Origin of the sequence: Gilliamella sp. ESL0254 (genome assembly GCF_013344985.1) — a bacterium.
Taxonomy (GTDB): Bacteria; Pseudomonadota; Gammaproteobacteria; order Enterobacterales; family Orbaceae; genus Gilliamella; species Gilliamella bombicola.
This window is the reverse complement of record NZ_JAAEDU010000002.1, coordinates 210,848-222,371: the sequence shown is the minus strand read 5'-3', so window position 1 is coordinate 222,371 and position 11,524 is coordinate 210,848. Positions and strand designations below refer to the sequence as shown.

The 11,524-nt window shown below is 34.7% G+C and carries 12 protein-coding genes; 6 read left to right on the top strand and 6 right to left on the bottom strand.

Annotated features, from left to right (window positions below; translation table 11 throughout):
• Positions 1 to 74: 74 nt before the first annotated feature.
• On the bottom strand, positions 75 to 560 hold the full coding sequence (locus GYX25_RS07920; protein WP_202983843.1) for a YiiX/YebB-like N1pC/P60 family cysteine hydrolase: 486 nt from the start codon (positions 558 to 560) through the stop codon (positions 75 to 77).
• Positions 561 to 647: 87 nt separating this feature from the next.
• Positions 648 to 1,937 (bottom strand): NAD(P)/FAD-dependent oxidoreductase, encoded by a 1,290-nt coding sequence (locus tag GYX25_RS07915; RefSeq protein ID WP_091348028.1) that lies wholly within the window; start codon positions 1,935 to 1,937, stop codon positions 648 to 650.
• A 347-nt stretch (positions 1,938 to 2,284) separates the two neighbouring features.
• On the opposite strand from GYX25_RS07915, the gene GYX25_RS07910 reads away from it, so the two are divergent.
• The 4 genes from GYX25_RS07910 (at position 2,285) to rraA (ending at position 6,316) form a co-directional block, all read left to right on the top strand.
• Positions 2,285 to 3,256, top strand: a complete 972-nt coding sequence (locus GYX25_RS07910; protein ID WP_091348024.1) for an HlyD family secretion protein — start codon at positions 2,285 to 2,287, stop codon at positions 3,254 to 3,256.
• Positions 3,238 to 4,377 (top strand): ABC transporter permease, encoded by a 1,140-nt coding sequence (locus GYX25_RS07905; RefSeq protein ID WP_091348020.1) that lies wholly within the window; start codon positions 3,238 to 3,240, stop codon positions 4,375 to 4,377. Before GYX25_RS07910 ends, GYX25_RS07905 begins: the two co-directional genes overlap by 19 nt.
• A 14-nt stretch (positions 4,378 to 4,391) precedes the next feature.
• Complete coding sequence (locus GYX25_RS07900; RefSeq protein WP_091348016.1) at positions 4,392 to 5,549, top strand: ABC transporter permease; 1,158 nt, start codon at positions 4,392 to 4,394, stop codon at positions 5,547 to 5,549.
• Between the two features lie 275 nt (positions 5,550 to 5,824).
• Positions 5,825 to 6,316, top strand: coding sequence for a ribonuclease E activity regulator RraA (gene rraA / locus GYX25_RS07895; protein ID WP_091348011.1), 492 nt, complete (start codon positions 5,825 to 5,827; stop codon positions 6,314 to 6,316).
• 86 nt (positions 6,317 to 6,402) lie between these two features.
• Here the strand turns inward: rraA and dprA are convergent, their stop codons facing one another.
• On the bottom strand, positions 6,403 to 7,506 hold the full coding sequence (gene dprA / locus GYX25_RS07890; RefSeq protein WP_238786067.1) for a DNA-processing protein DprA: 1,104 nt from the start codon (positions 7,504 to 7,506) through the stop codon (positions 6,403 to 6,405).
• 159 nt (positions 7,507 to 7,665) lie between these two features.
• On the opposite strand from dprA, the gene def reads away from it, so the two are divergent.
• Entirely contained in the window at positions 7,666 to 8,178 is a 513-nt protein-coding gene (def, locus tag GYX25_RS07885; protein ID WP_091348004.1) for a peptide deformylase, read from the top strand.
• A gap of 43 nt (positions 8,179 to 8,221) precedes the next feature.
• On the opposite strand, the gene grpE is transcribed toward def, so the two are convergent.
• Entirely contained in the window at positions 8,222 to 8,806 is a 585-nt protein-coding gene (gene grpE, locus GYX25_RS07880; RefSeq protein ID WP_174787120.1) for a nucleotide exchange factor GrpE, read from the bottom strand.
• Positions 8,807 to 8,964: 158 nt separating this feature from the next.
• On the opposite strand from grpE, the gene nadK reads away from it, so the two are divergent.
• Positions 8,965 to 9,843: an NAD(+) kinase gene (gene nadK / locus GYX25_RS07875; protein ID WP_091347994.1), complete on the top strand. Its 879-nt coding sequence runs from the start codon at positions 8,965 to 8,967 to the stop codon at positions 9,841 to 9,843.
• A 55-nt stretch (positions 9,844 to 9,898) separates the two neighbouring features.
• On the opposite strand, the gene GYX25_RS07870 is transcribed toward nadK, so the two are convergent.
• Positions 9,899 to 10,396 carry a phosphatidylglycerophosphatase A family protein gene (locus GYX25_RS07870; protein WP_085247584.1) on the bottom strand — a complete coding sequence of 166 codons (498 nt, stop codon included), beginning with the start codon at positions 10,394 to 10,396 and terminating at the stop codon, positions 9,899 to 9,901.
• A 99-nt stretch (positions 10,397 to 10,495) separates the two neighbouring features.
• Complete coding sequence (gene argF, locus GYX25_RS07865; RefSeq protein WP_174787119.1) at positions 10,496 to 11,506, bottom strand: ornithine carbamoyltransferase; 1,011 nt, start codon at positions 11,504 to 11,506, stop codon at positions 10,496 to 10,498.
• Positions 11,507 to 11,524 lie beyond the last annotated feature (18 nt).

The window sequence follows — 11,524 nt, the reverse complement described above, 5'->3', positions numbered from 1 at the left end:
AAAAATAGAAACTGGTGAAATAACCGTTTCTTGATAAGGAATTTTGTTTCCATAACGTTCTTTTAGTTTTTGCTTCACGGCAGGTGATGAAGATTAAAATCTTTGATAGTTTGTAATTGACCAATTTTCAATTTAAGTGCTTTATCATAAATTTTCCAGATTAACTCAGAACAATAGATATAATTATTGTCCCAACCAAACCAGATATCATAAGGTTTGCCTTCAAAACTACTTGTGACTTGCTTTAATTTAGCAATTTCGTTATTGGATAGATCGTGATTTTTAAAACGTTTTATGATGTATTTTTTATTTTTACCACGCGCAATCCAACTATTTAGCGGGGTATAAATTACTTTATTAGCAGCTTCAATAACATATGGTTTGCCATTTTTAATGAAAATAATTCCCATATGACTGTATGGAGAGTTTGTAGCTTGTTCAACTGCCAAGCTTTTTCTTGATTGTGAGGATTGAAAAATAATATCACTATCTTGAGGTTTATAACTAGCAATACTAATAAAGCTAACTAAAGACAGCATAAACAATATAATAAAACGCATTAATACCTTTGCCTGTAAATAATGCTATAAATTATAAAATAGCTACTTATAAAATAGTATTTTGTAAGTAGCTATCTAAATGGGAAACTAGTCTTGGTGAGTAAAGATAGAAGCAAATTTATTTTTATACATCTCTTTACTAGCTTTAACAAATCGAATTGTTTTGAAAATACCTAATAAGCTTGCTTGATGCATACGATACAATAGGCGATGAATAGTTAAAGCAAAAAATCCTTTAACATTCATTTCTCGTTTTCCTGCAATTTTAACCACACCTTGTGCTGTATCATGCAGGGAAATAATCGTTCCATTATCGGTATAATTAAACGATTTCATTGATTTATTATTTAACATGTTAACAATGTTTTCATAACAGATTTTTGCCATCTGATGTGCAGCTTGTGCTGTAGCGGGAGCGGCTCGTCCGCTGTCTTGCATCGCGTAAGCACAATCACCAATAACAAAAATATTATCATCGCGTGTTGTTTGTAGTGTTGGTTTAACAACAAGTTGATTAGAACGACTTGATTCTAAACCAGCAATATCTTTTAGATAGTCAGGTGCTTTTACGCCCGCAGTCCAGATCATAATATCAGCGTTGATGGTATCGCCTTCTTTTGGATAAAAACCATCACTTTCCGCTTTAGTTATCATGGTTTTGGTTAACACATGAATGCCACGTTTTTGTAATGTTTCGGTAATACCTAATGCTGTTTTTTCAGGTAATGCAGGTAAAATACGATCAGTTGCTTCAATAACTGATACATCTAGCAAATCTGAACACATTTTATTGCGTCCACAAGCACCAAATGTTTCAACCATATGGGGTAATTCTGAGGCCAATTCAACACCTGTCGCACCGCCGCCAACAATAGCTATACGAATTTTATCTTCAGTTGTTGATTCATGTTCATCAATAATCGAACAAAAACTAGAGAATTTTGCAATGAGTGTTTCACGTAAACGAATAGCGGCATTTTGATCATCTAAAAAGATACAATGTTCTTTAACACCAGGCGTACCAAAATCGTTTGAAGTACTGCCTATTGCCATAACTAAAATATCATATGGAATAGAAACAGACTCGTGATTTAAGTTTTCAATAATAACTTGCTTTTCTTCACGATTAAGATTAGTAAAAGTACCTTGATTAAATTGGAAATTGTGTTGTTGCCCTTGTTTTGCATAGTCAATTCTATCAGCTTGTTCGTTCAAAATACCAGTGGCAACTTCATGTAATAAAGGTTTCCATAGGTGATAACTATTTTTATCAATCAGTGTAATTTCAGCTTGGTTTCCTTTTCCTAGTTTATCGCCAAGGTCTGTAGCTAGTTCTAAACCCCCAGCTCCACCACCAATAATTATTATTTTTTTCATAAATTTCAAACCTTATCGTAATCAATTAAAAATATCATACTAAATAAGTAGGTTTTTATCTATTTCTTTTAACGAATATCATTTATAAACAAAACCTATTAAATTGATGTTTTGTTATTATTAAAATTTATTTAAAACTCAAATGGAGTATAGTCGTATTTATTATTGATCGTGTTGATATATTCTTTTTTTTAATAAAAATTTTTCTTTATTCATTAAAATAAAGCACTTTTCGTATAATTTGTAATACAGTAATCGTTACAATTTATAAATGTGAGATCTATAATGCATACCATCATCCTAATTGTTTAGGCCATATCTAATCATTATCACTCCATGCAAAGTTTATGAATAAAAAAATTTTTATTATTATTGTGTTAATTGTTATTTTAATTTCAATGACAATTCTAATTCGATCACATAATAGCCAACTTATATTACAAGGTGAGGTTGATGCACCTAATGTTAGTATTTCGTCAAAAGCGAAAGGGCGTGTGCAGGTAATACACGTCAATCGAGGTGATGATGTAAAACCAAGCGATATATTGATAACGCTTGATAGTCCAGAGTTATTAGCACAAGTCAAAGCGGCACAAGCGGCTTGCGACCAAGCACGAGCTCAAGTTGCACTTTCTGAACATGGAACACGTGAAGAAAGCATTCGCTACTATGAAGCGTTACTTCAACAAGCTAAAGTTGCTTATGATAATGCATCCAAAGAATATGATCGTAACAAAGCTATTTCGGCCAAAGGTTATGTTTCTCAATCGATCTTAGATAATGCATTAAAAACGCGTGATGCAGCCTTTCAACAAGTTCAGTCAGCACAGGCTAATTTAGATCAAGCCAAAAATGGTGATCGTATTGAACAACGAGAAATTTATGATGCTAAATTAAAAGAGGCAGAAGAGCAACTTAAACAATTACAAATTCAATACGATGATTTACAAGTAAAGGCCCCCGTTGAAGGTGAGGTTGGTTCAATACCAGCCGAAGTTGGCGAGTTATTTAATGCCAATAGTCCATTATTGACTGTAATTCAACTACCAAAAGCGTACTTTATATTTAATCTTCGTGAAAATATTATGCCTAATATTCATAAAGGCGAACATGTTAAGCTTGAAGTCCCTGCTCTTGGTAATAAAGAAATTGAAGCTGAAGTTCGTTATATCGCACCTATGGGTGATTATGCAACAAAACGTGCAACACGAGCTACCGGTGATTTTGACTTAAAAACCTTTGAAGTTAGACTTTATCCAACAACTCCTATTGCTGGTTTACGTGCAGGTATGAGCACACTATGGAAATTAGACAACTAATTTGGGATTTTTGGTACCGCTTCAAAGAAGCGTTTAATGCTGAAATACCTGTGATATTTAAGCGTTTTACTTTCCATTGGTTAATGTGGATTTTACCGCTAATTATTTTTATATTAATCAGTAGTATCTTTTATCGTGGTGTACTTTTTGATCTCCCTGTTGGCTATATCGATAATGATAAAAGTGTTTTATCGCGTGAAATTGTGCGCGATCTTAATGCTGGAGCACATGCCAATCTGGTTAATTATGATAGCCAGCTTTCTGAGGCTGAACGTGATTTGCAAAAAGCAAAAATTTATGCCATTTTTTATATTCCACCGAATTTTGAAGCAGATGTATTAGCCGGTCGCCAGCCAACACCAATGCTATATTATAACGCGTTATATTATAGTGCTGGGTTATATTCTATTATGGATTATTCTGGCCTAATTGCGGCATTAAATACCCAATACCGTAGCACCATGGCAACTAGTATTGGGATACCGGTACCTAAACTGGCAAAAGTAAACTTCAATTATGATGGGTTATTTAATGCCAGTGGTAACTCAATGTACTTTCAGCAATTCTCAGCTGTCGTTCATCTACTACAGCTGTTTGTTGTCACAACAACGATTCATTTATTAGCACAATTACCAAAGCGAACTCGCCCTAATTATCCTTTTGTTTTAGGAAAATTAGCACCTTACACAATTTGGTTTACCATGTTGCTTATTTTTGAAATTGCGATGCTTGTTCTGTTTTCTCATGCTCGTGTATCAGGTTCGCCTTTTGCCATGGTAACGGTGGTATTTTTCTATGTGATTGCCGCTCAAAGTATTGGTATTTTGCTATACACCTTTACTAAAACCCCTATTGATGCTTATACTTATATAGGTATTTTAGTTGGACTTGCGTTAACTTATTCCGGTGTTGTTGTACCCGAATTATCTATGCCTTGGATCGCAAGGTTTATTTCATCACTAGAACCATTAACTTATGCTCTCAATAAGCTGTTTGATCTATTTTTACGTCACTCTAGTTATCTTTCAGTATTAAAAACCTGTGGTATTTTAATGGTCTACCCAATAATTATTACTGTGTTAGTGAGAAAACGTCTAGTAAGACGACTACATTCACAGTAAGAGGAAACACCAAGATGCTTAAAATATTTTGGTCTTCATTTATAAAAATATTTTTGCTTTTATTAGTTAGACCAATGTGGTTGTTGCTACTATTGTCTGTTTCATTGATGAGCTTAGTTTATAGTAATGGTACTATTACCAGTTTGCCGGTTGCGATAGTCGATCAAGATCATACTCCAACCAGCCGAAGTTTAATTCGTTCTTTAAATACTAGTTCAAAAATAGAGACCATTATATATGAGAGTTCTTTGCAAGCTTATGATGATATTAATAATCACCGACTCTTTGCGGTATTTACGATTCCAAGAGATTTTGAAAAACGGCTGTTAAATGGTGAAGAAGTGACAATACCAGCATATGGTGATGCTTCAAGTCGTTTAGCCAATGGTTTAATACAAGTCGATATAAAAGGGATCTATCAACAGATATTAACTCAATATAATACTCGAATAATGCGTAATAGTGGGTTTTCAGATAAACAGATCAATATTATTTTATCGCCAATAAATGGTCAAACAGAACCACTTTATAATCCTGGTGTCAGTTTTGCCGCTATTACCTTTCCGGGTTTATTAGTAATGTTATTGCAACATTCATTTTTAATTGCCTCAACACGTACTAATATTACATTAAACTCGTTACCACAAGGTAAACCACCAAAAATTGTCATATTGGGTAGCTTGTGTGGTCTTATACCGGTATGGTTATTTTTATCCATTGTACTATTTGGTTTGTGGCCTTGGGTACTTGGTTATCGACAGCTTGCAAATATACCTGAAATTCTAATTATGACACTCCCATTGTTACTTGGTGTTTTAGGGTTAAGTAAATTACTGACAGAATGTTTACGTAAAACTGAAATGATTTATCTAACACTTGCATTTTTGACAACACCAGTGTTTTATCTATCGGGCACAATTTGGCCACTTGATGCTATGCCTCTTTGGGTACAAATTGTTTCCAAAATGTTGCCATCAACTTGGGCAACCAATATGATTGCAGGCGTAAACCAAATGGGATTAGGTTTAATAGATAATTTATTTAATGTTTTTATGATTTTATTGTTGGGGATCATATATGGTTCACTTGGCTTCTTTATTGCAGCATTGCGAGAAGGTCGAGTAAGACGATTCTTAAAGGGTTATCAAAGTAACATAATAAGTAAAACATAATTAACGGTTAAAATGCAAAGATAATATAGTGGCTTATTTATACCAACATTATCGCTATTTATTAAACATATTGATGTGATTTCACAATTTAATAAACATAAATATGAGATACCTTTGTTATTACAGATGCTCAAACTTGCTTTATTGACTAATTTACTTTATTGTTTGGGTATTATTTTGAGCTAGCTCACGTTTATTTAAATTTAATATCGTTTTACTTAATGTTAGCGTTATACTAAATTTAATTAAAAATGACAGCAAAAGGAGAGTAGGTGATGGAGTTTGATACTTCAATTCTTTGCGATTATTACCCTGAAGATATTAATGTCGTTGAACCGATATTTAGTAATTTTGGTGGTGTGACATCATTTTCAGGTCAAGCAGTAACGGTTAAATGTTTTGAAGATAACGGATTACTATACGAAATTTTACAATCAGATGGTTCAGGTAAAATTTTGGTAATTGATGGTGGTGGTTCTGTTCGCCGTGCATTAATTGATGCTGAACTGATTGATATCGCTATTCAAAATCAATGGGCAGGCATTATTGTTTATGGCGCGGTTCGCCAAGTTGATTATTTGGCAGAAGCTGACATTGGTATTCAAGCACTTGCAGCCATTCCTGTTGGAGCCGAAGATCAAGGGGTTGGTGAAATTGATATTCGTGTAAACTTTGGTGGAGTGACCTTCTTTTCTGGTGATTTTATCTATGCTGACAACACGGGTATTATCTTATCTGAAATTGCACTTGAAATTGAAGATAAATAAAAATAGCCATACCGCCGATGGGTATCGGCGGATTTTATTCATAACTAAATGCTTTTCTAAAATTTTTTAATAAAATAATTCTATTTTTAAAAAGTCCTATTACGAATATAACCACCAGTCACTGTTTTAATTAATCCTTTTAATTCCATATCTAATAATTTGGTCGTGACTTCTGAAATCGACATATTAATTTGCCGGGCAATTATATCAACCGGAATAGGTTGATGATGAATCACAGCAAAAATTTCAGGATACAAAATAGAATTATTTTGTTCTTTTTTAAACTGATTATGCGAGTTATTGGCTACTGATAAATAACTACAATAATGCTCTAAAATATCAGCTGGTTTAGAAACTAAATAGGCACCTTGTTTAATTAGATAGTGTGTTCCACTACAGTTTTCATTATTAATATCACCGGGTAAGGCAAACACATCGCGATTTTGCTCAAGTGCATAGCGCGCAGTAATTAACGAGCCGCTTTTTTCTGAAGCTTCAACCACAAAGGTACCTAAACTTAATCCACTAATAATTCGATTTCGACGAGGGAAATAGACTGATCTAGCCTTTTCAAATGGCAAAAATTCGGACACAATTGCACCATTTTGCGCCAAAATATCATTTGCTAAGTTTAAATTTGATCTTGGTGCAATCTTTGCTAAACCACTACCTAACACCGCAATTGTATGGCCAGACACCTCAAGTGCACCACGATGACAAATTGCATCTAACCCCAGTGCCAAGCCACTGGTTATGGTTAAACCATTAATGGCCAATTCACCTGCGAAATATCGCCCCCATTGAGCCCCATATTCACTAAATTCACGGCTTCCAACCATAGCTAATTGAGGAGAATGTAATAACTGTCGATTACCTAAAACAAACAGTAACAAAGGCGGGGAGCAAATTTGTTTGAGTAATAATGGATAATCACTATCACAATAGGTAATAAGGTATTTTTGTGGGCCGGGTGAATCTAACCATTCAAGTATTGGTTCAAAATGAAGATATGAAGTTTCATAAAAACGTGCTAATTGAACATCTAATAGACCTAGCTTATCTAACAAAAAAGGCACATTTTGTATGTTATCAGGTAAATCATTTGCAACAAGTTGTCCAATTCTTTTAAAAATAGCTTGTTTGCCATGTCCAAGCATTGAAATTCGCAATAAGAACTCATATTTACTCATCATAACTTTTTTGTACTCATGTTAAATAATTTAACTATCTTGAATTGATAAGATAAATACTAGCAATAGCCAACAAAGACTATTCATCAGTATGATAAATGTTTACAATGTGGAAAAGTTTGAATAAACCTAAAATTTGAGGAGTAGATCGAATAATTTATGGCTATTTTACCGGTATTACGTTTTCCTGATGAGCGACTTCGCAAAGTTGCTAAGCCTGTTACCCAGTTCACACCAGAGTTACAAACGATCATTGATAATATGATTGAAACTATGTACGCCGAAAACGGAATCGGCCTTGCGTCAACTCAAGTGGATGTGCATGAGCAAATTATTGTGATTGATGTATCAGAAGATAAAAGTCAAGTTTATGTGATTATCAATCCAGAAGTTATTAGCCAAGAAGGTGAGACCGGTATAGAAGAAGGTTGCCTATCAGTACCTGATTGTCGCGGGTTTGTACCAAGGGCTGAAAAAATCAAAATTAAAGCACTTGATCGTAATGGTAATCCTTATGAAATTGACGCCGATGAACTACTTGCTATCTGTATTCAACACGAAATGGATCACTTAAAAGGTAAACTATTTGTTGATTATCTTTCACCATTAAAACGTCAACGAATCGAGCAAAAAATGAAAAAAATTACTCGTGAAGAGCAACGGAATAAATAAAATTAACCGCCAAAGCGATGGCGGTTAACCCTTTTGAACTAAACTATTTAGCAACAATGACCATCGCAGGACGAATTAAACGACCATTTAAGGTATAACCTTTTTGAATCGTATTAACGATTTGACCTGATTGATGTTCTGGTGATTCAACCATGCTAATTGCTTGGTGCACATCAGGATTTAATTGTGAATCTTCGGTATCAATCACTTCAATACCAAATTTTTTGACCGTATCTAAGAATGATTTTAATGTCAATTCTAGCCCTTCCACAGTAGCCTTATGTTCTGGATTAGCTTTGTCTGTTGATTCTAAAGCGCGTTCTAGATTATCAATAACTGGTAATAATTCATTAGAGAATTTTTCCAATGCGAATTTACGTGCTTTATCAACATCTTGCTCAACACGTTTACGAACATTATCAATTTCAGCTCGAGCACGAATCATCGCTTCACTTTCATTTTTTTTAGCTAATTGCAACGCTTGTTCAAGTTCTGCAATGCGTGCATCTTTTGCACTTAATTGCTCTTCAAGATTTGGCTGTGACGCTGCTTCTTGTTCGATTGTTTCTTCTGCTGGTGTGTCAATGCTAGTTTCATTTTCTGACGTATTTTTATCTTGTTCTGTCATAAGGTACTCCAAATAATGTAGTCGAAAACTTAGTGAATAACGGTTATTATGGGGACAATTTTTATGATTACAAGCTTATTGGCACATTGATATGTAATTTTTTGACCTGTGACAAAAAAATACAGATTTTTTTATGTAACAAATTACAAGGATATTTTATGCGAACACCGTTTAAATGCATTGGTCTAATTGGACTTCCGCGTAAGTTAGAAGCAATTGAAACCCATCAAGTGCTTTATGATTGGCTTGTTAAACTTGGCATTCGTGTATTAGTTGAAGAGCGCTTGGCGGACCATATTCAATTTCCCGTTAGCCATTATGCTTCTTTAGAAACAATTGGCCAGCAAGCTGACTTAGCCATTGTTGTGGGAGGGGATGGTAATATGTTACGTTCTGCGCGTTACTTATCACCATATAAAATTAAAGTGATCGGAGTCAATCGTGGCAATTTAGGTTTTTTAACCGACATATCACACGAACAAGTGATTGAACAATTAAGCCCAGTGATTGCCGGCGAATATGACAATGACCCTCGCTTTTTACTAGAAGTTTCTATTTATGATGAAGGCAATTTAATTAATTCAAGTTTTGCTGTGAACGAAATTGTTGTGACCCCAAATACGGTTGCCCATATGATTGACTATGATGTTTACATTAATGAACGCAATGCGTTTTCACAGCGAGCTGATGGATTGATTATTGCAACACCGACAGGCTCTACTGCTTATTCACTATCAGCGGGTGGACCTATTTTAGCGCCTCATTTAGACGCATTAATTATTACGCCAATGTTTCCGCATTCGTTAGCAGTTAGACCATTAGTTATTAAGGGAGATAATCCTATTCATCTTAAATTTCCAACGACTGCGCTTGATATAAATATTGCCTGTGATAGCCAAATTATTTTACCGGTCAAACCAACACAGGATGTAATTATTCGTCGTTCATCGTATGAATTTAATTTGATTCATACCAAAGATTATGATTACTTTAATAATCTTTCAACCAAATTAGGTTGGTCACAAAAGATGTTTTAGTCTAATTTTGTCAAAAACTTTCAGGAAAGTATGTGTTTTAGTATAAAATTTCATCTTAAATAATCAATGTCATGGCATAAACGGTGAATGATGAAAAGATAGCGGCAAGTACATCATCTACCATAATGCCAAATCCACCCGGTACACGTTTATCAAACCAGCGAATTGGCCAAGGTTTTGCCATGTCAAACACTCTAAATGCCACAAAAGCTATGGCAACCCACATAACTGAAAGTTGCGGAATAAAAAATAAGGTGATCCACATGCCGACAAATTCATCCCAAACGATATGCCCTGAATCGTGAGTATGTGTATCATCCGAGGTTTTTTGACAAATAAAACAACCAAAAATAAAAGTCACTAAAATAAATATCCAGTATAAAGCTGGCTGTAATCCATAAAATAAAAGCCATAACGGGATTGCCATTAATGAACCCATGGTACCTGGCATAATCGGTGACATGCCACTACCCAATCCTACTGCTAAGAAATGAATGGGATTGGTCAGTTTTAGGTATTTTTTAAAATCTTTATTTCGCTCTTGTTTGGTCATGATTCAATATTCTTGTTAGATAAAATTATGCCGACATTAAGTCGGCAAAAAGAAAGGCGCTTATTTTAACAAAACACCTTTGTATTGATTGTGATAATATTATTCGTCTTTGGTTAATGTTGCAACCATTACCGCTTTAATGGTATGTAACCTGTTTTCAGCCTCGTCAAATACAATACTATGCTCAGATTCAAATACGTCATTAGTTACTTCAAGTCCATTGATTAAACCATATTGTGCTGCCATCTGTTTGCCCACGGTTGTATTGGTATCATGAAAAGCTGGCAAGCAGTGCATAAATTTGACATTTGGATTATTGGTAAGTTTGATTACATTTTCATTTACTTGATAAGGCGTTAATAATTTAACTCGTTCATCCCAGACTTCTTTTGGCTCCCCCATTGAGACCCATACATCAGTATATAAAAAATTAACATCTTTAACGCCCAAAGTAACATCTTCAGTTAAGATAATTTTGGCACCGGTTGTTTTGGCAATATCTTGGCACTTTTGCACAAGTTCGGCTTCCGGCTGACAAGCTTTTGGGGCCACTAATCGAATTTCCATCCCCATTAACGCAGCACCTTCCATTAATGAATTTCCCATATTATTCCGAGCATCGCCTAAATAGGCAAATTTAATACTGCTTAATGGGCGATCTCCTATATGCTCTTTCATTGTCATAAAATCGGCTAATATTTGGGTTGGATGTGCTTCGGTCGTCAGACCATTCCAAACAGGCACTCCTGCATATTTTGCTAACGTTTCAACAATTTGTTGACCATAACCACGATACTCTATTCCGTCATACATTCGACCCAGTACACGCGCGGTATCTGCAATTGACTCTTTATGCCCAATTTGACTACCACTTGGTCCTAAATAAGTGACATTAGCACCTTGATCAAATGCACCAACCTCGAAAGCACAACGAGTACGGGTAGAGTCTTTCTCAAAAATTAATGCAATATTTTTACCTATCAAATGTTGTTGTTCTTGCCCTTGTTGTTTGGCTTGTTTTAATTCAATAGCAAGATTAATTAATTGATTGATTTCACTAGGGCTAAAGTCGAGTAATCGTAAAAAATGGCGCTGATAAAAACCGTGCATAATATTGCTCCTAATAAC